We start from the raw sequence: 22,913 nt of genomic DNA, 5'->3' as shown, positions 1-22,913 counted from the left end.
GTGATGCCAGTAATTTTGTGAATCACGTTGATTGGGCTGCCGTTGTCCGTGTTCGCCAGCGCGATCGACGACGACAGGCCCTGCGTCCAGACGATGAAGCCCATGAACGCCGCCGCGATGAGGTAACCGAAATGCGCATCGGTGAAGCGCTTCGCGACCTGACGGGCGACCAGTGCACCGGCTACCAGGCCGAGTCCCCAGTTCAGCAGGGAGAGTGCAGCGCTCACGCAGAAACACAGGAGGGCTCCCTGGACCTGGTTCCTCGGTTTGCTCGCGATATGGACGATGGCCCGCTTCAGGACCGGCGCTTCGGCGAGCGTGTAGCCCGTCACGAGGATCAGGACCATCTGAAAGGCGAACGTGAAGATGTTCTGCGATCCCCACACACCGCCGTACCACGCCTTGAGCATGCCGCTGGGCGAGGCGCCGTGTACCAACAGGGCGACCAGCGCGGCGACGATGAGGGTAAGGATGAACGCGAACAGGTACGGATCGGGCATCAGGCGTTCGACATACCTGACACACAGCGCGGTGAGCGATTGCATGACGCCGCGCCCTTGGGGTTTGTGTTCGTCGCCCGACGGCTGTGGCTGTTCGGGCTCGGCCTCTGGCGCGCCGCTCGTGGCCGTTGCGTCTCCGCCGGTGGCCTCCGGGTCATCGCTTGTGGCCTCAGGGTGTTCGCTCGTCGTCATTGACCTACCCTCGCAGGTCGTGGTGTCTCGTTTCTTGTCTCACACCGCGTGTCTCGAATCCCAACCGTCGGTGGGCAACGAGAAAATCATCGGCTGACGATGAAGGTCAGTGTTGACGACGGCATACCGCGATGCACCTCACCGGAAACCTCCAGGGCGCGATATCCCACTATCGACGCAACGCCGGGAGCGCTCCGTGGCGGCGCGGTAACGAATTCCCCGACGCGGCCCTTCTCGTGGCCAACCACAACTACCACGGTAATGGTTTACGGAAGTTGGAAACCCTATCTGGGAGTCGGAAGCTGTTGACGGTAGGCTGCGCCGATGCAGTTCGCTGTCGCGGTTGTGGCACCTCAGGGCGATGTGCACAGCCAGGCGTTTCGCGAGGTTGCCGAGGGGTTGCACCACGCTCTGCTAGCACTCGGCCACGACTCGTTATTGACCACTGGTCTCGACCACGACGAGCGGCACAACATCGTGTTCGGCTCGAACCTCCTCGCCTTGCACCGGTGGGAGCCGCCAAAGAATTCGATCTTGTACAACCTCGAGCAGGTTTATGACGACTCACCCTGGATGACGCCGGCGCTTCTCAGTCTTTTCAGGCGCCACCGGGTATGGGATTACAGTCAAGCCAACATCGAGCGCCTCGCCGCCTGGCAAGTACCTCGGCTCACGCACGTTCCGATCGGATACGTCCCCGAGCTGACCCGAATCGTCCCGGCCCCTGAGGACATCGACGTGCTTTTCTACGGGATTTACAGCGAGCGTCGGCGTGCTGTGCTAGAGGCTCTGCACGCCAGAGGTTTTCGAGTTGAATGGCTATTAGGCCTTTACGGGGGCGCCCGCGATGCGGTGATCGCGCGTTCGAAGGTCGTCATCAACATGCACTTGCACGACGCGCAGGTGTTCGAGATGGTACGTGTTTCATATCTATTGGCCAATAGACGCGCGGTGGTTTCCGAGCGCGGTGCCCATCCGGCTGAGGAGGCCGATCTGGAATCGGGGATCGCGTTCGCGGCCTACGACGAATTGGTCGATCGCTGTGTGCAGCTCCTTGGCGACGAGCACGCGCGCCGCGAGCTCGCCGAACGGGGCTACCAGATTTTCTCCGCCCGCAGCCAGTCCGCGATCCTGCGCGACGTTCTGTCGTCCAGCCTCGACTGAGCAGTGGACATCACGGGGTCAACCTGACCGGGTGAGCAGCCAGCGAGTGCTCGGGGGTCACAACTACGTCGACATGTTGACCCCTGCCCCCACCCTCGTCGTCTCAGGGGGATGAATACGTCGATGTCGTCTCCCCGGTGGGGAGAACCGTTGCCGGATCCGACGGCGCCGGACTGCCGTAGCACCCGCGAGATGCTCTACTTCACCGCCGCGCGTCGACAAGGGCCGGGATGGGCCCCTTTGCGACCGTGGTGCACGGCGATTCGAGAGGAAAGTCCTGGTCCGTCGAACGGATCCGGATAGACCGGACGATGGTGGCGAGCGCGAGGGTTGTGACCAGCATCGCGAAGTGTTCACCGATGCACGAACGTGGCCCGGCGGCGAACGGGATGAACTGCCAGCGGTCGCGGTTCGCGGAGTTCTCCGGGCTGAACCGATCGGGGTCAAAGACCAGCGGGCGCTCCCACAAGGCCGGATCCCGGTGCAGGGCATTGATCCCGACGGCCACAATGCTGCCCGCTTCCACTCGGTAGCCGTCCACCGCGATGTCGCGCACCGCCAACCGGCCGACCCCTGCGGCCGGCGGGCACAGTCGCAACGACTCGTTGAGCACCTGGGCGGTGTAGGTGAGCCGGGGGACATCGTCGGGCGTTAGTTCTCTATCGCCGATCTCGGCAACCTCGGCGGCGACCCGGTTCTGTATGTCGGGATGGTGCCCCAGCTCCCACAAGGCGTATGTCAGCATCGTCGCCGTCGTGTCGTGGCCGGACAACATGAAGATCAGCAGCTCGTTGCACATGTCGTCGTCGGACAGTGGCCGGCCGGTGTCTTGGTCAGTGGCCGCGATCAACGCCTGAACCAGCGGTGCATCGCGGGTCGGATCTGCGCGGCACGCCTGCAGGATGTCCATGGTGACCTGGCGCATCGTCGCAACCGCGGTGCGAGCGCGACGGCGTGACGGCGTCGGGAGCCACCGCGGCGCACGTATCGGCCGTAATGCACGATCGGTCGCGTAGGCCGACGCCACGTGCATGTTCTGTGCGATCTCGTTGCCGAATTCGTTGACGTCGACGCCGAGAATCGAGTGGCCGAGCGACCGCATGGCGAGCCGGCGGCACTCGGCGTCGAGGTCGACGTCACCTACCTCGCGCCAGTGATCGGCGAACGTTTGCGCCGCCTGCGTCATGTGTCCGCCAAAGCTGCCGACGTTTTGTTTGGTGAACACCGGTTGTAGTGCGCGTCTGCGCGGAGCCCATTCTCTGTTGGGCAGGCAAAACAGGTTGTCGCCCACCACGTTCCGCACTTCCACGTGGATCTGACATCGCTCGGTGAGTCCGTCCGTGCGTCCCAACACATCGCGCACCCCGGTTGGCGAGGTGACCAGCACAAGGGCCGGGGCAAGGAACTTTGGCAGTGGTACGAATCGGGTCACCGGTCCGCCGGCCTCGCTCAGCAGTGCTAGTCCGGTGTGCAAAACCCGCGCGGCTGACAGCACCTGCAGAATGGGCAGCGGATTTTTCGGCGCCAGCGGAAGTGTGGCCACATCGAGTCTGTCGATCGTCGCGGTCATTGCACCAAGAATCATGCCGTGCCTGGCGGATTGCAAGTCTTTGTCCCTGCTCCGTTCTCGGTCTTGAACTCGGTGTGCGTGAGTGGGCGGCATGCGAAGACCCTCTCCGATAGCCCTGACACCGGACGGGGCCCATGGTGGAAATGAACGACGCCGACTTGGCGGCCTGGCGTGCTGGGGGCCACGTCTCGCTATCGCACGCGAACTCGAGGCGTTCCTCTCAGCTGTATGCGGTTAGCAGCATCCACTGATCGCGCCGGCTGCCGCCGCGATTGTTTCGATCGCACGCTGGTCGCTGTCGTCAGGTGCGCCAGTGGAGTATATCCGTACGACGGCTTCTATTGCCGCCGCGGCACATTCGACAGGACTCCCTGGTACCGGATCGGCGCCACCGAGGGGGATCAACTCTGCCAGTTGGTCCAGCTCGATCAACTCGGCGTCAATCTCGACTTGCTGGAGCTTGCCACGCAGCCGCGTGGTGAGTTCGTTGGGTGCGGGTGTGGGACCCGTCTTGAGCCGTTGCCGCACGGCGCGCAGCGGCCGCACAACCTCGCGATGCCACGCGTCTACCCGGGATCGGGCCGCATCGAGGCAGGAGGTGGTTAACGCCTGCCGTCGCCGGGCACCGATGAACGCGGCGAATAACACTAGGTTGACGTCGAGCGTGTGGCGGTTCTGCAAATGCAGGCACGCGGCGGCCACGCCTTCGCTGCCATAGAGCTCCAGCGCAAACTGCTTGAAGCGGCCCGCAGTGCCGGTTTCATCTGTCATTTCGCGGCGCGGTCTGCTCCTGCACAGATGTCAGCCGACCGCCTGGCGCGCCGTCCCAGCGTCGAAATAGTTCATGAGTAATGCCAAATTGATCCAGGATTTTGCCGGCGGTCTGGTTGAGGAGATCGTCGATTGTCTTGGGTTGATGGTAGAAGGCTGGGGTTGGTGGGAGCACGATTGCGCCGGCGAGGGTGACGGTTTCCATGTTGCGGATGTGGATCAGGCTCAGCGGGGTTTCGCGTGCGACGAGCACGAGCTTGCGGCGTTCTTTGAGGCACACGTCGGCGGCGCGGGTGAGCAGGTCGGTGCTGCTGCCCACGGCGATGGCAGCCAGGGTTTTCATCGAGCAGGGCACCACCACCATGCCGACGGTGTGAAACGATCCCGAGGAGATGGCCGCGCTCAGATCCTCGGGGTCATAACAAATGTCGGCGAGGGTTTCGAAATCGCTTCTACTCAAACCCATTTCGAGCTGAATGGTCTTGTCGGCCCCCCGGGAGATGACCAGATGGGTTTCAATGTCCGGGTGGTGGTGCAGGGCGCGGAGGGTCGCCCAACCCAGTTGTGGCGCGCTGGAACCGGTGACGCCGATGATCAGTCGTTGCCGTTGCATGGGTTGTGCTCCTGAGCGCTCATCTGCAAAGCCTGACCTCACAGTAATGGGTCGCCGGTACCTGCCATTACTAACCGGATAACTCGCGAAATCAGGAGGCATCATGCCCATTTACCATTGCATCAGCCCCGAGGGACTGAGTGATGAATCCCAACGGGAGAACATCGCTGGAGAGATCGCTCGCATTCACTGCGACGTGACCGGTGCTCCGCGCTCGGTCAGGAACAACAATGGCTCGAACAAACGAAATTACGCTGACCCATAGAGCTGACCATGAGGCTGACTCATCGAACTCACCCGACAGCAGTGCGCAGGAAATCAACTCGCCGTGCGGCCGGTCAGCAGGACACGCGCGACCCACTCGACCCGGCTCTGGGCCTCGTCCGACGTCATCATGCCGGCCAGCACCCCGGCAAGCGCATTGCTCAACGCGGCGTTGAGGCCGAACGTGATGTTCGGAATATCCTCCGGCGCAACGCCATCGAGCAGACTATTGAACATCTCAGTGTCAGTGCGATTCATCTGCTCGATCGCTGCTCTGGCCTCGGGAGCAGTGGATCTCATGGTTTGAAGCATCAGCGTGGTCATTTCCGGGTTGCGGTAGAAGGCACGCTGCGCCCGTCGTAAGTAATCCAGGACACCTGGCAACGGGTCCTGGTCGGTTCGGGCCCCGCGCGATGCGAGGATGCGGCGGGTAAGTCGCTTCTGCCAGTCTTCCAGCGCCGCCGCAAGCAGATGGTCCTTCGAGCTGAAGTAGCGATAGACGGTGGCCAGCGCCACTCCCGAACGCTGGGCGACGTCGCGCATCTGCACCGCCTCAGCGCCGACGTCGGCGATCAGATCGATCACCGCTTCGATGATCCTGGCTCGCCGTATCAGCTGGCGACTGGTCATGTCCGCAAGGGGAACTACGGCGGATTCGGCCCGCTCGACTGGAGTGTTGACGATGCGACCTCCGGCTCGGATCGAGAACCGCCTTCTCGGTGACTGCTCCGATATTACAACATGTAGCCGCTATGCACCATGTTGTCCCAGTTGAAGGCACTATGCTACCTTGACATAGGTAGAACCATGTTTCAGTACGTACCGAGCAGCGACGCTGTCAGCGATCGGAGGACGCCATGGCCGGACCTGTGGGTCTACCGGTGATCGACACGATGGTCGGATTCCCCCACGAGGGCTCCGCGCAATACGACTTCATCCGTAAACAGACGAAGGACCGCGAATCCAAAGAGGACTTCGAGTTCCCCGTCGAGTACATGTTCAAGGACGTGCCGAAGGGACTGCCGACCAGCGACCCGGTGTCGCTGGTGCTCCAGCAGATGGACCGGTTCGGTATCGAAAAGGCGATGATCGGAGTCGGGGAGGACTCCGCGCAGCTGGCGCTCAAGACGTTCCCGGATCGCTTCGTACCCTCTGGTGCGCTCGTAGACCCCAACGACGTGATGGGTTCGGTGAACGCGATCCGTCGCGAGTACGAGCAGTTCGGTATCCGCGCCACGTCAGTGTTCCCGGCGGGAACCTTCCCGCAAGTTCCCATCGATGACCCGAAGATGTACCCGATTTATGCCACCTGCGTCGAGCTCGGCATCCCGATCTTCGTCTGCGCCGGTGTGCCGGGGCCTCGGGTCCCTTTTGCACCGCAGGAAGTTTCGCGAATCGACATCGTGATGTTCGACTTCCCCGATCTTGTGTTCGTCACCCGTCACGGCTGCGAACCGTGGGAGGATCTGGCGGTCAAGCTGATGCTCAAGTGGCCCAACCTCTACTTCTCGACATCAGCGTTCGCGCCGAAGTACTACCCGAAGGCCATCATCGACTACGCGAATTCCCGCGGTGCCGACAAAGTCCTCTACGCCGGCTATTTCCCGATGGGTCTGTCGCTGGAGCGGATTTTCAGCGAGCTGCCCGAGGTTCCGTTGAAGGACGAGGTGTGGCCGAAGTTCCTGTACGGCAACGCCGCTCGCATCCTTGGCCTGGAAGACTGACAGTCTTATGGCGTTGGCGATCACCGCCGAGCAGGAGCAACTCGTCGATGCTGTCAGCCGGTTCGCTACCCGGCACGCGCCCATCGACAAGACACGTGCCGCGTTCGATTCGATAGCGGCCGGCGAATTGCCGTCCTGGTGGTCGGAATTCGTTGTACACGGCTTTCATGCAGTGCACCTTCCGGTGGACATCGGCGGCCAAGGCGGCAGTCTGGTGGACATGGCTTGTGTCGTCGAGGCAGCCGCCGCGGCGCTGCTGCCGGGTCCGCAGTTGAGCACGGTGACGGCCAGCGCCGTTGCGAGGCTGGCTGATGCGTCGGCGAAACCGCTGCTAACTGAACTGGCGGAAGGCGCGACGGCGGTCGTCATCCTGCCCGAGCATTCCGACGTGCACGCCGTATCCCACGGAGACGCGTGGCGACTCAGTGGGTCGTCGGGCTCCGTGTTGGGAATCTGCGCGGCGCAGCACATCCTGATCTGCGCGCAGACCGAGGACAGCGGCCAACGCTGGTTCACGCTGGACCCGCGCTCGGAAGGTTTGGTGGTCGAGCCACAGCGCGGCACTGATCTATGCACCGACGTGGGTGTGCTTGATCTCGTCGAGCACATTGTGCCGGCCGGCTCGGTGCTATCCGGCATTTCCACCGAGCGTGCCCGGTGCGTTGTGGTGGCCCTTGCGGCATGCGCGTCCGCTGGGACGGTACGCCGTTGCGCCGACGCCGCAACCGAATACATCCGCACCCGTGAGCAGTTCGGCAGACCGGTTGGAGCCTTTCAGGCTCTGCAGCACAAGGCCGCGACGCTGCTGGTGAACTCGGAGCTGGCGACGGCGTCGGCCTGGGACGCGGTACGGGCAGAAGGCGAATCCATTGATCAGCATCGGCTGGCCGCGGCGTCCGCCGCGGTGATGGCGGTGGCCGCGGCCCCCGATCTGGTGCTCGACGCACTGCTGATGTTCGGCGCGATCGGCTACACGTGGGAGCACGACACACACCTGTACTGGCGGCGCGCCACCAGCTTGGCCGCGTCGTTGGGCCCGATGACGCACTGGAATCGCGAAGTGGGGCAGTTGGCGCGCACGCTGAAGCGCTCCACCACAATCAATTTGGGTGGCGTCGAATCCGAGTTCCGGGCCAGGGTGTCGGCAACCCTCGACGAGGCGCTGAGTCTGTCCAACGATCACCCTTCCGACGACACCAGGAATCCTGGCTTGGCCTTTGGGCCGCAACGGGATCTGCTTGCCGAGAACGGCTTGGTTGCACCGAATCTGCCCGCGCCGTGGGGAGTCGGCGCTTCGCCGGTGCAGCAGGTGATCATCGCCGAGGAGTTCGACAAGCGCCTCGAATTGATACGACCCTCGCTCGGTATTGCGGAGTGGATCCTCCCGACGATCCTCAACAGCGGATCGGATGTGCAGCGCGAGCGCTTCGCCTGGCCGATCCTGCGTGGCATACAGCGGTGGTGCCAATTGTTCAGCGAACCCGGCGCCGGGTCAGACCTGGCGTCGCTATCCACCCGCGCCAACAAGGTCGACGGGGGATGGGTGGTCAACGGGCACAAGATCTGGACGTCGCTGGCCCATCGGGCTCAGTTCGGTGCGTTGTTGGCGCGCACGGACCCCGAAGCGAAGAAGCACCGCGGCATCAGCTACTTCCTCGTCGACATGAGCTGGCCGGGCATCGAGGTGTCGCCGATCAAGCAGGCCAGCGGACGCACCGAGTTCAACGAGGTTTTCCTGACCGATGTGTTCGTGCCCGACGACATGCTGGTCGGTGAGCCCGGTGACGGGTGGGGCCTGGCGGTGTCGACCATGGCGGTCGAACGAACGGCCATCGGCAACTACGTCAGCATCGATCGAGCCGATGCGCTTCGGCGAATGGCGGAAATCGAAGGCCCCGACCAGGATGCGGCGCTGCGGGCGCTGGGCGACGTCGAGGCGCACAGCACGGCGATCAGGGCCGTGGTGCTCCGCGAAACCCTCCGTCTGGTCGAGGGGCAGGGGCCGGGACCGACCTCCAGCATCGCGAAGTACGCGATGGTCACGTTGCTGCGTCGCGCGTGGACCGCGACGCTCGGCCTGACCGGCCGCATCGCGATGTTGGCGGATTCCGACCCGGCTGTCGTCCAGCCCTATTTCGACGCTCCTGCCGAACTTATCGGCGGAGGCACTCCGGAGATCCAGCTGACGGTCATCGCTTCGATGGTCCTCGGCTTACCGCGTAACTGAATCGTCGCCACAGAAAGGACGTTTGCCGCGATGACGACACAGCTCCCCTTCAAGTTCTTCGACTGCGATAACCACTATTACGAAGCGCTCGACGCGTTTACCCGCCACATCGAGCCGCAATACAAGAAACGCGCGATCCAATGGGCGCAGCTCGACGGCAAGCAGCGTCTCATCGTTGGCGGCAGGGTCAACAGGTTCATCCCGAATCCGACCTTCGACCCGGTGGGCAAGCCCGGCGCGCTCGACGAATACTTCCGCGGCCGAAACCCGAGGGGCGCCGACTTGAATGCGCTTTTCGGCGACTTGGAACCGATCCCGCCCGCGTATCGAGACCGCGATGCGCGCTTGGCGTTGATGGATGAGCAGGGCATGGCGGGCTGCATCCTGTTGCCTACGCTCGGCGTGGGCATGGAGCAGGCGCTGCTGCCCGACCTGGATGCCGCCGCGGCGACCTTCCGAGCTTTCAACCGCTGGATGGATGAGGACTGGGGATTTGCTTACCAGGAGCGCATCTTCGGTGCGCCCTACATCACGTTGTGCAAACCGGATAACGCTGTACGTGAACTCGAATGGGCGATTGAGCGTGACGCGCGGTTCATCGTGATGGTCCCCGGACCGATCATGACGGACGTCGGCATGCGCGCACCCGGCGACCCCATGTTCGACACCTTTTGGCAGCTGGCGAACGATTCAGGCATCACTGTCTGTTACCACTCGGGCGAGACGTACTACTCGAAGTTCATGCCGGCGTGGGGCGAGCCGGATTACATGATGTCGTTCCAGGCGCTGCTTGGTTTTCGGAGCTTGTTCTCCGGGGATGCCTTGCAGGACACCTTCGCCAACCACCTGCACAACGGGCTTTTCCTGCGGTTCCCCAACCTCCGGATGGCTTCCATCGAGAGCGGCTCAACCTGGGTGTTCCACCTGTTCGAAAAGCTCACCAAGTCTTTCGGTCAGATCCCACAGATCTACCAGGAAGACCCGCGCGAGACCTTCAAACGACACGTCTGGGTGTCGCCCTTCTATGAGGACGAGCTGGACAGCCTGCTAAGGCTGCTGGGCGAGAAACGGATCATCATGGGTTCCGACTTCCCGCATGTCGAAGGCCTGGCCGAGCCGGCTTCCTATCTGAAGGATCTGGAGAACTTCGACTACACGCCCGGGCAGTGCCGAACCGTCATGCGCGACAACGGGCTTGAGCTATCGATCCGCAGACCAGTGTGACCGCTCTGTGAATGTGAGCAAGTCCAGCCTGGTCGCCGCGCTGCTAGGGAGCGAGCAGACCATCTCGCGCCGGTGGGCCGACCTCGTCGACCAGTGGCTGACTTAGGTTTTCGATTGAGCAACACATTTGGGAGGCGTCATGGCGCAACCGCAGCTGCCGAAGGGTTTCGACTTCACCGACCCCGACGTCTACGCCGCGCGCCTGCCAACCGAGGAACTGCGCGAACTACGGCGGGCGGCGCCCATTTGGTGGAACGAGCAGCCCAGCGGCGTGGGAGGTTTCACCGACGGCGGGTACTGGGTGGTCAGCAAGCATCGTGACGTGCGTGAGGTGTCGCGGCGCGACGATGTGTTCTCCAGCGCGCAGAACTGCATCGTCCCGCGTTACCGCGACGAGGAGACGGCACGCGGCCAGATCGAGGCCGGCAGATTCTCGATGATCAACATGGACGCTCCGCAGCACACCCGAATGCGCAAGATCGTGTCCCGGGTGTTCACACCCCGTGCGGTGGAACGGCTTCGGGAAGAACTGGCTCAGCGAGCCCGCCGCGTCGTCCGCGATGCGGCCGCCGCCGGAACGGGGGACTTCGTGGCGCAGGTGTCCAGCGAGCTGCCGCTGCAGGCGATCGCCGGACTGCTCGGGGTGCCGTTCGAGGATCGATCCAAGCTGTTCCATTGGACCAACGAGATGGTGGGAGACGAGGATCCCGAATTCGCCGGGTCCGAGGCGTTGGCGTCGGCCGGCGAATTGATGTTCTACGGAATGCAACTCGCCGTACACAAGGCCGACGATCCTGGCGATGACATTGTGACCCAGCTGCTTGAGGCCGACGTCGACGGCCACAAGCTCTCCGACGAAGAGTTCGGGTTGTTCATGGTGACACTGACAGTGGCCGGCAACGAGACCACCCGCAATTCGATTACGCAGGGGATGATGGCGTTCCTCGACAATCCCGAGCAGTGGAAGGTCTTCAAGGAGCAGCGCCCCGTCACTGCTGTTGACGAGATCATTCGATGGGCCACCCCGATTACCGCCTTCCAGCGCACGGCGCTCAGCGATATCGAACTCGGCGGCGTCCCGATCAAGCGGCGTCAGCGGCTTGCGTTGTTCTACCGATCGGCTAACTTCGACGAAGACGTGTTCGACGATCCGTTCTCGTTCAACGTACTCCGAGATCCAAATCCGCACATGAGTTTTGGCGGCACCGGCGCGCATTATTGCTTGGGAGCCAACCTCGCCAGGCTGACCATCGAGCTGATGTTCAACGCGATCGCGGATATCGTTCCCGACCTTACCGCGCTGGCCACCCCGGAGCGGTTACGGTCGGGCTGGCTCAACGGAATCAAGCACTGGCAGGTGGACTACACCGGCACGTGCCCGGTGTCTCAATGGGCCGGATAACCGGGTCGCCGATCAGACGGCGGAACGGGTTTCGGCGATGGTCTTGATCGTCGCCGTGAGAGTTTCCGGCGAGTAGTACCGGCCGGCTCGGACCACTCCGGCAATGTCGTGCAGATGGGCCACGTTCTCGACGGGATTAGCCGACAGCAGGACGATGTCGGCGTCCTTCCCGGGTTCCACCGAGCCTGAAGTGGCTGTCTTGCCGAGGAACTCGGCCGCATTGACGGTGGTCATCTGCAGGATCCGCAACGGCGTCAGGCCTGCCGCCGCCAACTGGTCGAACTCATCATGTAACGCGAACCCTGGTATCTCCCAGCCGGATCCGCTGACGTCACTGCCGGCCATCATCTTGACGCCCTGTTCGTCGAAGATGCGAACCAGCCCCAGTTGTCGGGCGTAATTGTTGCGATAGGCGCTGCGCATCGCCTCGGGACGTGAGGCGTATTTCTCGGTGGACTTCCGCCAGGTTTTCAGAGTTCGCTGGGACACGAAGCGGTTGTTGGGGTTGTCGCGGTAGACCGGGTCGTCGCAGAACTGTTGGGTGCGCAGGCGGATCAATGTGGGGCACTGCCACGTCTGGTCGGCGGCGAACACCCGTGCCAACGCGCGGGCCTTGTTGTCGTTGAAGGACCGACCGGCGTCCGCGATCAGGTCGGCGTCGGCGGGTTTGGCCAACAGCAGGGGATTGATGACGGTCTTGGCCATCACGCGGGCCATCAGCATTTCCATCAGGCGCTCGGCGAACGGCAGCCTGGGGACGCTGGGGAATTTCGGAGCCGGACGGTCGGCCACCGCCTGCTCGATGGCGCCTTGGTGGTCGCAACACGCTGCGACGATGCCGACCCCGGGACCGAGGTGCTCGATCGAGCGCATCCGGCCGTCGGAGGCTGCGCGGACGTCGATCCCCACCGGCAGGTGCCCGACGGTGGTGAGTCCCAGCCGAGCGGCTTCGGCCTGAGCCGGAAAGAAGACTTGCGGGGCCACCATCGCAACCTTGATGAAGTCGGCTCCGGCGTCTGACTGCTGCCGAACCGACTGCAGTGCGACCGATTCAGTGCCGGCGTTGAAGGGAAGCAGCACCTCGCCCGGCATGGACAACAGCGCGGGTCCGTCGATGGGCAGCGCGAGCTTACCGGCGCTGCGGTCGTTGAGCAGTGTGCGCGAACCACCCATCTGGCGAAATCCTGTCACGCCGCACGCGAGCATCAGCCGCAGCGCCGGCTCGGCGTCACGTCGGTCGGTCAGCGGATGGGCGTGCATGTCGCAGAACCCAGGCACCGCGTAGGTTCCCCGCGCGTCGACTGCCGCGACACGGTCGGGGTGCTCGTCGGAAGTCGCGGTGATCGCGGCGATTTGGCCGCCTTCGACGATGATGTCAACGGCGCGACGCAGGCTGCCGTCGCGGACGTCGACGACGGTGGTGCCGCACAGAATTGTGCGCTCGCCGGTCATCTGCTGGTTGTACCCGTCGTCTAGCGGGCCGAAAAGCAGGGATCAGTCTGGCGGCGTGGGGGTCATCGATCCGATGTAGTACGTTTCGTGCCCGGTTGGGTATCCGCCGCCGTCGGTGGCGATGTGAACGTGGTCGTAGTGGTTGGCGGTTTCGTTGCCGTAGTCCGCCGTCCAGCTCCCCTTGCCGACGCCCGGATAGATTTTCTGCCGCCAGATCACGTGGTTGATTCCCCATCGCTTGGCATTCGCCAAGGCAAACCCCGCGATTTGGTTGCCGAGCTCAATGCCCGCGGGGGAGTCATGGTTCGGGATCATCACGTCGATGGCCAACCCGTTGGGATGCCACTTCAAGGCGTCCTGCCGGTAACCGCCGATGGTGGTGATCTGCGGAAACAACACGCTGATCGCACGCGCAGCCCAGATGGTCTTGACCTGCAACCCCTTCTCCGGCGCGACCCCGACGGGTAGCACGAACTGAAAATTCGTGGCAGCGACGGGCGCGTCTGCGGTCAGCAAGTGCGCCTCCGCGGGACTGGCCGTGTGCGGTGCGTCGGCCGGCGCAGGTCGAGGGCTGGTCGGCGCTGCCGCCGGTGTCGCCGCCGGTTTCGCCGGCGGGGCCTTGACGCAGCACCGAGGCTCTGTGTGTTGGGCGTAGAGCATGGCGCCAGAGACGACGAGCGTGGCCCCGAACCCCAACCAGCGGCCCCGCCCTTTGGCTAACTTGTCTCTGCTCACGGAGAGCACCTTACTGCGGTGTTCGACGCGGTGTGGCAACTTTCCTCACTGCATTGGTCGGCGTTTCGGCGAGGCGAGCCGATCAGTAAGCCACTGGCGACTAGGGCTGGTCGAAAATTTGCGTGCAGGCCGCCTAGGCGTTACCTGCGAGCGCGCTCGAAGCACGCCCGGCGCACCGCGGTGGATCAAGATTGATGATCCGCTGCGATCTCGCTAGCTGCACCGATATCGACATTTCAGCAGTTCGGTTGGGAAATAGAGATGTTCTTGCCATAACGGTGGCCAAACCGCATCCGCATGGTATGAATCTTTGCTACAGGCCGGGAAATGGGGAGTCGAGCCCGCACAACAACAGCGCCCGTGCCAAGGCACCACACCGACCGCCCAATGGCGAGGAGACGCACATGCCCTGGACAAACGAACCGCCGTTGAAAGATCCGCGATACTTCCCGGCGGCTGCCGCGTGCAATGCGCCCGCGCCGGCATCGGGTTCCGGGGTTTACGCGATCGGCGGCATCGACACCTCCAGTTCGCAGACCGGGGAACCCGCCACCACCGTCGAGTTCTACGACACCGCGCAGAAGACGTGGTCGACGACGACCTCAATACCGAACCCGTTGCGCCAGAACTTCGGTGCGGCCTCAACTGGCGGCAAACTGCACATCGTCGGCGGATACGACGACTCCTATACGCCGCTCGCAACGCACGACGTCTTCGATCCGGCGACCAACACCTGGTCGTCGCTCGCGCCGCTATCAACCGCATCCGGCAACCTGGCCGCCGTCACCGGCTCTGACGGGCTCATCTATGCGATCGGCGGCTCGTCGCAAGGCCCAAGCAGCCTCGCGACCGTCGAAGCCTATGATCCCGTCCACGACGAGTGGGTCCCCAAGCAGCAAATGCAAACGGGGCGAATGGGGCTGGCCGCCGCGGCGACATCCAACGGGTTTATCTACGCCATCGGCGGCTTAGCAACCAACACCGTATTGCTGAACTCGGTCGAAGTCTTCGATATCGCCGCCAATAGCTGGACCCCCAGTCCGCAATCGCTGCCGTTGCCCACCGCATGGCACGCCGCGGCCGTGGGTCCTAATGGGCTGATCTATGTCATCGGCGGGATGCAGCAGCAACCCAATGCACCTAGTACTAGTCCGCCTCCTTATGTCGCCTCCGTGTACAGCTACAACCCCGCCTCACCCACCTCGGCATGGGCGGAACAGGCCCCGCTGCCGGACGTCCGAGCCGGCATGGGCGCCGCGACGGGTGCGGACGGCTTGGTCTATGCCATCGGCGGGATGACGTGCCCCCAGAAGGTAATCGTCGGCGAGGTAAATGCCTACACGTTCGACAAATGTGACTACATCGAATACAAGCTCGGTTTGGCGACACAGCAAATGGCCGCAGCCCAGGCCACCCTCGATGGCGGTGACCTCACCCCACAGCAACGGGCCGCCGGGGAGAAGTCCCTCCTCGGCCTGCGTATAGAGATCGAGACAATAGAAAAGGCGCTGGCGACCTGCCGGGGTTAGTACTAGGCGTTAACGCCTAGCCCGGCGTCGAGTGCGCTTGCCCTTGACGCGCTCGGCGCCGTCCTGCTAGACATGGCGCCAGCGCATTTTGGGCGATCGCCCAACATCGCTGGATGGTGACCGCGCGTAGCTGCAACGCGAGGAATCGAGGTTGGCATGGCGGGCCGGATGGACGGCAAGGTCGCATTCGTGACCGGCGCCGCACGCGGGCAGGGCAGAAGCCACGCCGTCCGGCTGGCACAAGAAGGTGCCGACATCATCGCCGTCGACATCTGCCGCGGGTTCGATGCTTCGCCCGCAGACGGTGCGACGCCGGAAGATCTCGATGTGACCGCCGGCATGGTCAAGGACGCGGGCGGTCGTGTTGTGACGGCCGAGGTCGACGTTCGCGATTACGACGCCCTGCGGGCGGCCGTCGACGGCGGGGTCGAACAGCTGGGGCGGCTTGATGTCATCGTCGCCAACGCCGGCATCGGTACGACGGCCGGCAAGCTGCACAAGGCTGACGAGGCGCTGTGGCAGGAGATGATCGACGTCAACCTGAGTGGGGTGTGGAAGACGGTGAAGGCCGGCGTCCCGCACATGCTGGCAGGCGATCGGGGCGGTTCGATCATCCTGACGTCATCGGTCGCCGGCAACAAGGCCTATCCGCACGTCGGCCATTACGTCGCGGCCAAACACGGTGTGATCGGCCTCATGCGTTCGTTTGCCGTCGAATTGGGTCAGCGCATGATCCGGGTCAACGCCGTTCTCCCGACGCATGTGAATTCACCGTTGCTGATGAACGAGGCCACCTTCCGCGCCTTCCGGCCAGACTTGGACAACCCCGGTCCCGACGATCTCGCGCCGGTGTGCCAGAGCTTCCACGTCTTGCCGATCCCCTGGGTGACTCCAGAAGATATCAGCAACGCGGTGTTGTTCTTGGCCTCCGACGAAGCGCGCTACATCACCGGGGTCCCGCTCACGGTGGACGCCGGCAGCTGTCTGAAGTAAGGGAATCACCGATGACCGTCACCAGCGACACCGACGTCTACTACGACCCCTACGACGTCGGCATCAATGCCGATCCTTACCCGACCTACGCGCGGCTGCGCGACCAGGCCCCGATCTACTACAACGAGCGATACGACTTCTGGGCGATATCAAGGCATTCCGACGTCGAAGAAGCATTGGCGAACTGGGAGGTTTTTTCCAGCCGTCGCAGTGACATCCTCGAGTTAGTCAAGTCGAAATTCGACATGCCCGGCGGCGTGATGATGTTTCAGGATCCGCCCGAGCATTCCAGGCTGCGCGGCCTGATGTCCCGGGTCTTCACCCCGCGCCGCATGGCCGCCATCGAGGACCAGATCCGGCAGTACTGTATCCGCTGCCTGGATCCGCTCGTCGGTTCCGACGGCTTCGACATCATCGCCGAGCTCGCCTCGATGATGCCGATGCGAGTGATCGGCATGCTGCTGGGAATTCCGGAGTCCGAGCAGATCTCGGTTCGCGACGCCAATGACGCCAACTTGCGCACCAAGCCGGGTGCGCCGCTGAAGGTCGCCGACGCCGATTCCATCGCCGACGGACGGATCTACGCCGACTACGTCGAATGGCGGTCCAAGAACCCGTCCGACGACCTGATGACCACACTGCTCAACGTCGAGTTCGACGACGAGCAGGGCGTGCACCGAATGCTGACGCGCAAAGAGGTGCTGCACTACACCCAGGTGGTGGCCGGTGCCGGCAACGAGACGACGGGTCGGCTGATCGGCTGGCTGGCCAAGGTGCTCGCCGAACATCCCGATCAGCGCAGGGAAATCCACCAGGATCGGTCGCTGCTCAACCGTACCGTCGACGAGACGCTACGATTCGAGCCGACCGGACCGCACGTAGCACGTTGGACGACGGCGGATTTCGAGTGTTACGACACCACCGTTCCGGCCGGCAGCGCGATGCTGTTGTTGTTCGGTGCCGCTAATCGTGACCCCCGCCGGTACACCGACCCCGACACGTTCAACATCCATCGTGACAACATCTCGCACATCACCTTCGGGAAAGGCGTGCATTACTGCCTTGGGGCAAACCTCGCACGCTTGGAAGGTCGCGTCGCGCTGGACGAGATCCTCAACCGCTGGCCCGAATGGGACATCGACTACGACACAGCCCAACTCGCGTCGACGTCTACCGTCCGTGGTTGGGAGCGGCTGCGAGTCGTGCTGCCCTGAAGGGCTCCCGATCAGCCGCGGGCCCGGCGCTTTTTCGGTGTCGGCATCTCGAATCGGTCGAGGAAGCGATTGACCAGTGCGACGGCCTCTTGGTGACCGCCGGCGGTGCCGAGTCCCTGCTCGAGGATCAGGGTGCGGCCGATCGCGGCGATGACGACCGCGATAGCGGCGGGCGGGAATTCGTCGGTATCGATGCCGTGTTCCCGCACGATGAAGTTCAGCGCGGTGATCTGTTGCTCGCGCCATCGCTCCGACCAGGCTGCGATTTCCGTCTTGATTTCCTTGCGATGGTTGGCAAGCCCCATGAACTCCAAGAGCAGCCGGGTGTCCTTGGGTTCGGTGAGGGTCGCCCAGAACGCGTGCAACGGTCGGTCGGAGGCCAGCGCATTCTGCTGGCGTTCCAAATAGACCGCGGCGCCGCGACGGAAGACAGCAAGGTACAACTCGTCCATGGTGGGGAAGTAATAGTGCACCAGTGCGGATTTCACGCCGGCCTTGGCCGCAACCCGGCGCGACGTGGCCGCGGCATAGCCTTCTTCGACCATGATCTGACTCGTCGCGGCGACCAGCATGTCGCGGGTCGTCGTGTCCCGTGCCTTAGGTCGTTCGGAGGCGGTCACCATGTCGTCCCTATCACACCGCCGGCTCGGCGACCATGTCGAAGAACGCGGCGCCGGAGTCCGGGATGCGATTCTGCTTGAACACGTTGACGGCGTAGGAGACCAGGATCATCGAGTAAAGCAGGTGCAGAAGCCTTTCGGCGTCTTCCGGTAACTCGTTGATGTCGAGCCCATTGAGGTAGGCGATCGCCTCCTCGGCCCGCTGCGCGATCGCGTCGTAGAACGCGACGAGTTCGTCGTACGGTTTGGAGAGCCGCGCCTCGTAGCGCTCCGCCCGCGTCGGCAGGCCCCAGCCGGCCACAAGCGGCTCCAAGTCGGAGAACGCTTGAGGCAACGTCGAACTGGACATCACGCCTCCCGTGCGGTGTTGGCGGCCCGATAAGCGTCGACCGTGTCACGGATGACGGTGTGGAACTGGCGGATGAGCAGTTCCTGGTCGCTGAGGTGGAAGGTGTTCTGGGCCCGCGTCTTCAGCGCAGAATGGGTGGCCTCGATGGTGTTCACGTCCTGCATCGCGAACTCGATCGTGCTGTCGACCACCAGCTCCTGCGCCAACCGGTCTTGCGCATTGGCGGGCGGCACGAAGTACATGTCGATCTCGTAGATGTGCGAGTCGACGGTCTCCGGCCAGTAGGTGTAGGTGATGTAGTAGCCGCGCGCCCAGATCTGGATCGAGATGTTCGGGAAGACCCAGAATTGGTCGTTGCCCCACGATGCGATGTCGCCGCGGTTCAGGAAATCGGGATCCGGTCCGATGTCAGGAACGTCGTCGGGTCCGAACAAGCCGGCGCGGAACAGCTTGTAGACCCAACGTTGGTCCTGGCGGGCCGGTCCTGCGGTGCCGGGTTCGCGGGGCGGCAGCGGCGGCGGCCCGGGGACCGAGGTGAGCATGTGCGGCCGGAACAGTTCGTAGTGGTAGGAGTCGACGGGCGGCACCATCTTCTCGGCTTTGGACACGTCAGGGTCGATGAAGCGACCGTGCACATACGGCGGGTGATACCACTCGCAGACCGAGTCGACGGCCAGCTTCCAGTTCCCGTTGATCCGGGTGGAAAACCCGTAACGCTGTGTCATTTTCTCGAACGGGTAGGCCTCGATCCCCAGCAGTCCGTCGCCGAGGAAATCCCGCAGCGGCACCGGGTCGTCGGCGAGGTTGATGAAGATGAAGCCGGCCCACACCTCGCAGTGCAGCGGCGGCATCCGCAGGGTGTTCTTGTCCAAGTCGAAGAATTCGCCTTCGTTGGTGATGTGGTTGACTTTGCCGTCCAAGCCGTATCGCCATCCGTGGTACTTGCAGGCGAACGCGCGACACGTGCCGGAGGAATCCCGCCCGGGGTGCTCCTGCCAGACCACCTTGTTACCCCGGTGGGCGCACACGTTGTGGAACGCGTGCACGGTGTCGTCCATATCGCGCGCCACCACGATCGAGGCGAGGCCACCGGGCAGGTCGCGGGTAAAGTACGAACCTTTGCGGGGTAGCCGCTCAATTCGTGCGATGCACAACCAATTTCGTTCGAATACCGCTTTGCGCTCGGCGGCGAAGAATTCCTCGGAGATCGAATCCTCATAGCTGACCGGTGCGGTACCGAGTTCGGGATAGTCGGTGGTGAACTTGCCGCGGCCGGTTGACAGCCGCTGCTGGATGCTGGTCATGATGGCACTCCTTCGCTGCGCTGACCGTCGCTGGGCGACCAGGGCTCGTCGTCCCAAGCCCTATCGAGTGGTGCCATCTCACCGCCGAAGGGGAAGAAGGCCCGCTGCGCGTAGGTTTCGCGGGCCAGGCCGTGGCCCAGTTCGTCGATGAAAGCCCGCTTGAGTGGGTTGGTGAACAGCTGGCGTGAGTACCGCAGCGTCAGCGGTGGCCGCTTGATCAGTTCGCGGGCCAGTTCCCAAGCTCGGTCCAGCACCTGGTCTTTGGGGAGCACCTCGTTGACCACACCCCACTCCTTGGCTTCGGCCGCGCCGAGTTTCATTCCGGTCAGCAGGAAGTAGCGGGCGCGGGTGTGGCCGGCCAGAAAGCTCCAGATGACGTGCTGACCGTCGCCCGGCACCTGGCCACGGGGAAAGTGCGATGCGTCCTGGAAGTAGGCATCTTCGGACGCCAGCACGATATCGCCGAGTAACGGGACCTCTGAGTGCATGTTGCAGGGGCCATTGACGGCGCAGATCATCGGAACATCGATGTCGAGCACGTTGGTGATGAGATGCCTTGCATACCAAGCCTTTTCGTCAAGTTTGTGCAGACCGCGGGTACCGGGCATCAGCAGATAATCGGGCTTTTCGACGGGGTCGCCGTTGGGCAGGCGTCCCCAGTTGGCGTTGTAGTTCTCACCCGTGCCGGTGTGGATGAGCACCTTGATCTCGCGGTCCCCGGCGATGTCGGCGAACGCGTCGGACATCTGGTCATGAGCGCCCCAGTCCCAGACCAGGCTGCCGCCATTGGTGTGACACTGCATGAGCAGGATGCCGTCGTCGGAGAGTTCGAGCCGATAGTTCGGGTACCGATCGTGGTACTCGCTGTATCTGGTCCGCTTTGCCATTCAGCTGTCCATCCTCTTTTGCTCCTTGAGCGATCGCCCAAATAGTCCCACCGTTGCTGGTGGGGGTCAAGCTCAGCGTCCGTGCAGCCGGTCCACCACCGATGCGAAGGATTCGATCTGGGACTGCTGGACGGTGACGTAGTTGATGCCCAGCGTTTCCCGGCGCGAACACAGGGTTTCTACAACGCTTTCCAACGAGCCGACCAGGACGTTGGGATGTTCGCGCAGCAATTCGATGGCGATCCCGGTGGACTTTTCAATACCAGCCAAGTCGGCCAAGGCCGCCTCGGGGTCCTCGGTGATCTGCGTGAAATACGGCGAGCTCTCGACGTCCAAACCACCGAAGCGCTCGCCGGCGGCGTCCCGCACGAAGCCGATCCGACGTTGGGCGACCTCCTGCGGATCAAGACCGTCGGCGTCGCGCGCCACGAACGGCACACTGGAAATGCTGACGATGTCGGCTTCGCGGCCGGCCAGCGTCAGGACGCGCTGTCCGCCACCGCCGACCATGATCGGGGGGTGTGGGCGCTGCACCGTGCGGGGCCGTCCGGCGTAACCGTGCACCCGGACGAAGTCGCCCGACCAGTTCAGCTCTTCGCCTTGCCAGTGCGCTTTGATGAATGAGATGACGTCGGCCAGCTTGGCGATCCGTCGGCCCGCGGGCTCGAACTCAAGCCCCATCGCGATGTACTCGACTTCGCTCCACCCGGCTCCGACGCCCATTTCCAGTCGACCCTCGGAGAGCAGATCAAGTGTCGCCGCTTCCTTGGCCAAGATCGCCGGCGCGTGATAGTCGACGCAGAACACCCGGCATCCGATACGCAGCGTCTGGCTCACCGCGGCCGCTGCGGCCATCGCCGCGATGGGGGCGAGGTCTTGGCGAGGGGTGCGTGCGGCCCGCTGGGCGGGGCCCGGCCCGAGGTAATGGTCAGCGAGGAAAAGCGTTGAGTAGCCGAGGTCTTCGACTTTGCGGACGGTGTCATACCAGTCGCGGGCCCCGGTGGCATTGGTCGCCTGGACCGCGAAACGAAACGGGGGCCTGTCCATCAACGGACCCTAACCCTTTACTTGACCGCCGTCGACGCGGAGTGCTAGGCATGTTTGGGCGGTCGCCCAGGAAGGCGGGTTTCGGGCTTGAAGACTGCGGTCGTGACGGGCGGTGCGTCGGGGATTGGCCGCGCGGTCGCCGAGCGGTTGCGGAGCGACGGATTTCGGGTCGCCGTCATTGATCTGTCGCCGACCGACCCACCTAGCGGAGGGGTCAGCCATCTCGCCGACGTCACAGATCGAGCCCAGGTCGACACGGCCGTCGCGGCAATCCGCCAAGAGCTCGGCCCGATCCTGGTGCTGGTCAACGCCGCCGGAGTGGAAGGCTTCAAGAAGTTTTCGACGATGTCCTTTGACGAATGGTCCAAGGTGATCGATGTCAACCTCAACGGCGTATTCCACACCATCCAGGCGGTGCTGCCCGACATGGTCGAGTCCGGATGGGGACGCATCGTCAATATCTCGTCGTCCAGCACGCATTCCGGACAACCGTTTATGTCTCACTACGTGGCAGCGAAATCCGCGGTGAACGGCCTAACCAAATCGCTGGCGCTCGAATACGGTCCGTGCGGGATAACCGTCAACGCGGTACCGCCGGGGTTCGTCGACACACCGATGCTGCGCAGCGCCGAGAGTCGGCATCTGCTCGGTGGCTCGGTGGAGGACCACATCAATCGCACACCGGTTCGGCGGGTGGGCCGGCCCGAGGACATCGCCGCCGCATGCTCGTTCTTCATATCCGAGGAGGCCAGTTACATCACCGGCCAGATCCTCGGCGTCAACGGCGGTCGCAACACCTGAGAGGGATGGATGTACGACAGGGATCAGCTGTTCATCGACGGAAAGTGGGCTTCTCCTGCTTCTAAGCCCGCTTCCGGATCGGAGTCCGACGCCGTCATCACGGTGGTATCGCCGCACAGCGAGGCGGTCATCGGTCACGCGGTCTGCGCGGGCCCCGCGGACGTGGATCGTGCTGTCGAAGCCGCCCGGGCGTCTTCCGACACCGGACCGTGGCCACGCATGCAGCCCGCCGAACGGATCGAGGCGCTCACCCGGCTGGCCGGCATCTACAAGGTGCGACGAGCCGACATGGCGGCGCTGATTTCGGCCGAGATCGGCGCTCCCATCAGTT

At 63.6% G+C, this 22,913-nt stretch carries 22 protein-coding genes and 1 pseudogene; 10 read left to right on the top strand and 13 right to left on the bottom strand.

What is annotated here, in order from left to right; all coding sequences use genetic code 11:
* A partial coding sequence (locus VNW74_RS26260) for a TIGR00366 family protein (RefSeq protein ID WP_325682299.1) occupies positions 1 to 545 on the bottom strand: 545 nt, incomplete at its 3' end.
* Between the two features lie 239 nt (positions 546 to 784).
* A pseudogene (locus tag VNW74_RS26255) lies at positions 785 to 940 on the bottom strand (AraC family transcriptional regulator); the annotation flags it as partial.
* Positions 941 to 1,016: 76 nt separating this feature from the next.
* Here VNW74_RS26255 and VNW74_RS26250 point away from each other — a divergent pair.
* A complete protein-coding gene (locus VNW74_RS26250) occupies positions 1,017 to 1,856 on the top strand; it encodes a hypothetical protein (protein WP_325682295.1) in 840 nt (279 codons plus the stop codon).
* Positions 1,857 to 2,058: 202 nt separating this feature from the next.
* Here the strand turns inward: VNW74_RS26250 and VNW74_RS26245 are convergent, their stop codons facing one another.
* The 4 genes from VNW74_RS26245 to VNW74_RS26230 all read right to left on the bottom strand — a co-directional run bounded on the left by VNW74_RS26245 (position 2,059) and on the right by VNW74_RS26230 (position 5,704).
* Positions 2,059 to 3,426 (bottom strand): cytochrome P450, encoded by a 1,368-nt coding sequence (locus tag VNW74_RS26245; RefSeq protein WP_325682294.1) that lies wholly within the window; start codon positions 3,424 to 3,426, stop codon positions 2,059 to 2,061.
* A gap of 234 nt (positions 3,427 to 3,660) precedes the next feature.
* Entirely contained in the window at positions 3,661 to 4,197 is a 537-nt protein-coding gene (locus VNW74_RS26240; protein ID WP_325682293.1) for a TIGR02444 family protein, read from the bottom strand.
* A complete protein-coding gene (locus VNW74_RS26235) occupies positions 4,187 to 4,915 on the bottom strand; it encodes a UbiX family flavin prenyltransferase (RefSeq protein WP_325682291.1) in 729 nt (242 codons plus the stop codon). The genes VNW74_RS26240 and VNW74_RS26235 overlap by 11 nt, the downstream gene beginning before the upstream one ends.
* 213 nt (positions 4,916 to 5,128) lie before the next feature.
* Positions 5,129 to 5,704, bottom strand: coding sequence for a TetR family transcriptional regulator (locus tag VNW74_RS26230; protein WP_325682289.1), 576 nt, complete (start codon positions 5,702 to 5,704; stop codon positions 5,129 to 5,131).
* A 227-nt stretch (positions 5,705 to 5,931) separates the two neighbouring features.
* On the opposite strand from VNW74_RS26230, the gene VNW74_RS26225 reads away from it, so the two are divergent.
* The 4 genes from VNW74_RS26225 to VNW74_RS26210 all read left to right on the top strand — a co-directional run bounded on the left by VNW74_RS26225 (position 5,932) and on the right by VNW74_RS26210 (position 11,651).
* Positions 5,932 to 6,798: an amidohydrolase family protein gene (locus VNW74_RS26225; RefSeq protein ID WP_325682288.1), complete on the top strand. Its 867-nt coding sequence runs from the start codon at positions 5,932 to 5,934 to the stop codon at positions 6,796 to 6,798.
* Between the two features lie 7 nt (positions 6,799 to 6,805).
* Positions 6,806 to 9,025 (top strand): acyl-CoA dehydrogenase, encoded by a 2,220-nt coding sequence (locus VNW74_RS26220; protein WP_325682286.1) that lies wholly within the window; start codon positions 6,806 to 6,808, stop codon positions 9,023 to 9,025.
* A 30-nt stretch (positions 9,026 to 9,055) separates the two neighbouring features.
* The gene (locus VNW74_RS26215; protein ID WP_325682284.1) at positions 9,056 to 10,249 is read left to right on the top strand and encodes an amidohydrolase family protein; all 1,194 of its coding nucleotides are present in this window, start codon (positions 9,056 to 9,058) and stop codon (positions 10,247 to 10,249) included.
* Positions 10,250 to 10,388: 139 nt separating this feature from the next.
* Complete coding sequence (locus tag VNW74_RS26210; protein WP_325682282.1) at positions 10,389 to 11,651, top strand: cytochrome P450; 1,263 nt, start codon at positions 10,389 to 10,391, stop codon at positions 11,649 to 11,651.
* 12 nt (positions 11,652 to 11,663) lie between these two features.
* On the opposite strand, the gene VNW74_RS26205 is transcribed toward VNW74_RS26210, so the two are convergent.
* A complete protein-coding gene (locus VNW74_RS26205) occupies positions 11,664 to 13,103 on the bottom strand; it encodes an amidohydrolase family protein (protein ID WP_325682280.1) in 1,440 nt (479 codons plus the stop codon).
* A gap of 42 nt (positions 13,104 to 13,145) precedes the next feature.
* A complete protein-coding gene (locus VNW74_RS26200; RefSeq protein ID WP_325682278.1) occupies positions 13,146 to 13,838 on the bottom strand; it encodes a glycoside hydrolase in 693 nt (230 codons plus the stop codon).
* 404 nt (positions 13,839 to 14,242) lie between these two features.
* Here VNW74_RS26200 and VNW74_RS26195 point away from each other — a divergent pair, with 404 nt between their 5' ends.
* The 3 genes from VNW74_RS26195 (at position 14,243) to VNW74_RS26185 (ending at position 17,574) form a co-directional block, all read left to right on the top strand.
* The gene (locus VNW74_RS26195; protein ID WP_325682276.1) at positions 14,243 to 15,367 is read left to right on the top strand and encodes a Kelch repeat-containing protein; all 1,125 of its coding nucleotides are present in this window, start codon (positions 14,243 to 14,245) and stop codon (positions 15,365 to 15,367) included.
* Positions 15,368 to 15,523: 156 nt separating this feature from the next.
* Positions 15,524 to 16,360 (top strand): mycofactocin-coupled SDR family oxidoreductase, encoded by an 837-nt coding sequence (locus tag VNW74_RS26190; RefSeq protein WP_325682274.1) that lies wholly within the window; start codon positions 15,524 to 15,526, stop codon positions 16,358 to 16,360.
* A gap of 11 nt (positions 16,361 to 16,371) precedes the next feature.
* Entirely contained in the window at positions 16,372 to 17,574 is a 1,203-nt protein-coding gene (locus VNW74_RS26185; protein ID WP_325682272.1) for a cytochrome P450, read from the top strand.
* Positions 17,575 to 17,585: 11 nt separating this feature from the next.
* Here the strand turns inward: VNW74_RS26185 and VNW74_RS26180 are convergent, their stop codons facing one another.
* The 5 genes from VNW74_RS26180 to VNW74_RS26160 form a co-directional block, all read right to left on the bottom strand.
* Positions 17,586 to 18,146 (bottom strand): helix-turn-helix domain-containing protein, encoded by a 561-nt coding sequence (locus VNW74_RS26180; RefSeq protein WP_325682297.1) that lies wholly within the window; start codon positions 18,144 to 18,146, stop codon positions 17,586 to 17,588.
* 61 nt (positions 18,147 to 18,207) lie between these two features.
* Entirely contained in the window at positions 18,208 to 18,543 is a 336-nt protein-coding gene (locus tag VNW74_RS26175) for a hypothetical protein (RefSeq protein ID WP_414686779.1), read from the bottom strand.
* Complete coding sequence (locus VNW74_RS26170) at positions 18,543 to 19,847, bottom strand: aromatic ring-hydroxylating dioxygenase subunit alpha (protein ID WP_325682268.1); 1,305 nt, start codon at positions 19,845 to 19,847, stop codon at positions 18,543 to 18,545. Before VNW74_RS26170 ends, VNW74_RS26175 begins: the two co-directional genes overlap by 1 nt.
* Positions 19,844 to 20,734 carry an enoyl-CoA hydratase/isomerase family protein gene (locus VNW74_RS26165; RefSeq protein WP_325682266.1) on the bottom strand — a complete coding sequence of 297 codons (891 nt, stop codon included), beginning with the start codon at positions 20,732 to 20,734 and terminating at the stop codon, positions 19,844 to 19,846. The genes VNW74_RS26170 and VNW74_RS26165 overlap by 4 nt, the downstream gene beginning before the upstream one ends.
* Positions 20,735 to 20,806: 72 nt before the next feature.
* Entirely contained in the window at positions 20,807 to 21,781 is a 975-nt protein-coding gene (locus tag VNW74_RS26160) for a TIGR03621 family F420-dependent LLM class oxidoreductase (RefSeq protein WP_325682264.1), read from the bottom strand.
* Between the two features lie 87 nt (positions 21,782 to 21,868).
* Between VNW74_RS26160 and VNW74_RS26155 the strand changes: the two genes are divergently transcribed.
* Both VNW74_RS26155 and VNW74_RS26150 read left to right on the top strand, forming a co-directional pair.
* Positions 21,869 to 22,582 carry an SDR family NAD(P)-dependent oxidoreductase gene (locus VNW74_RS26155; protein WP_325682261.1) on the top strand — a complete coding sequence of 238 codons (714 nt, stop codon included), beginning with the start codon at positions 21,869 to 21,871 and terminating at the stop codon, positions 22,580 to 22,582.
* Between the two features lie 9 nt (positions 22,583 to 22,591).
* Positions 22,592 to 22,913: aldehyde dehydrogenase family protein (locus VNW74_RS26150; protein WP_325682259.1), on the top strand; the 322-nt coding region annotated here is incomplete at its 3' end.

Origin of the sequence: Mycobacterium sp. (assembly GCF_035570115.1) — a bacterium.
Lineage (GTDB): Bacteria > Actinomycetota > Actinomycetes > Mycobacteriales > Mycobacteriaceae > Mycobacterium.
The sequence above is the reverse complement of the archived record's forward strand: the minus strand, read 5'-3'. Positions and strand labels throughout refer to the sequence as shown.

Excerpts from the sequence above, each read along its gene's own strand:
- VNW74_RS26250 (WP_325682295.1), top strand. The coding sequence starts at position 1,017 with ATGCAGTTCGCTGTCGCGGTTGTGGCACCTCAGGGCGATGTGCACAGC.
- VNW74_RS26245 (WP_325682294.1), bottom strand. The coding sequence starts at position 3,426 with ATGACCGCGACGATCGACAGACTCGATGTGGCCACACTTCCGCTGGCG.
- VNW74_RS26240 (WP_325682293.1), bottom strand. The coding sequence starts at position 4,197 with ATGACAGATGAAACCGGCACTGCGGGCCGCTTCAAGCAGTTTGCGCTG.
- VNW74_RS26235 (WP_325682291.1), bottom strand. The coding sequence starts at position 4,915 with ATGATGCCTCCTGATTTCGCGAGTTATCCGGTTAGTAATGGCAGGTAC.
- VNW74_RS26230 (WP_325682289.1), bottom strand. The coding sequence starts at position 5,704 with ATGACCAGTCGCCAGCTGATACGGCGAGCCAGGATCATCGAAGCGGTG.
- VNW74_RS26225 (WP_325682288.1), top strand. The coding sequence starts at position 5,932 with ATGGCCGGACCTGTGGGTCTACCGGTGATCGACACGATGGTCGGATTC.
- VNW74_RS26220 (WP_325682286.1), top strand. The coding sequence starts at position 6,806 with ATGGCGTTGGCGATCACCGCCGAGCAGGAGCAACTCGTCGATGCTGTC.
- VNW74_RS26215 (WP_325682284.1), top strand. The coding sequence starts at position 9,056 with ATGACGACACAGCTCCCCTTCAAGTTCTTCGACTGCGATAACCACTAT.
- VNW74_RS26210 (WP_325682282.1), top strand. The coding sequence starts at position 10,389 with ATGGCGCAACCGCAGCTGCCGAAGGGTTTCGACTTCACCGACCCCGAC.
- VNW74_RS26205 (WP_325682280.1), bottom strand. The coding sequence starts at position 13,103 with ATGACCGGCGAGCGCACAATTCTGTGCGGCACCACCGTCGTCGACGTC.
- VNW74_RS26195 (WP_325682276.1), top strand. The coding sequence starts at position 14,243 with ATGCCCTGGACAAACGAACCGCCGTTGAAAGATCCGCGATACTTCCCG.
- VNW74_RS26190 (WP_325682274.1), top strand. The coding sequence starts at position 15,524 with ATGGCGGGCCGGATGGACGGCAAGGTCGCATTCGTGACCGGCGCCGCA.
- VNW74_RS26185 (WP_325682272.1), top strand. The coding sequence starts at position 16,372 with ATGACCGTCACCAGCGACACCGACGTCTACTACGACCCCTACGACGTC.
- VNW74_RS26180 (WP_325682297.1), bottom strand. The coding sequence starts at position 18,146 with ATGCTGGTCGCCGCGACGAGTCAGATCATGGTCGAAGAAGGCTATGCC.
- VNW74_RS26175 (WP_414686779.1), bottom strand. The coding sequence starts at position 18,543 with ATGTCCAGTTCGACGTTGCCTCAAGCGTTCTCCGACTTGGAGCCGCTT.
- VNW74_RS26170 (WP_325682268.1), bottom strand. The coding sequence starts at position 19,847 with ATGACCAGCATCCAGCAGCGGCTGTCAACCGGCCGCGGCAAGTTCACC.
- VNW74_RS26165 (WP_325682266.1), bottom strand. The coding sequence starts at position 20,734 with ATGGCAAAGCGGACCAGATACAGCGAGTACCACGATCGGTACCCGAAC.
- VNW74_RS26160 (WP_325682264.1), bottom strand. The coding sequence starts at position 21,781 with ATGGACAGGCCCCCGTTTCGTTTCGCGGTCCAGGCGACCAATGCCACC.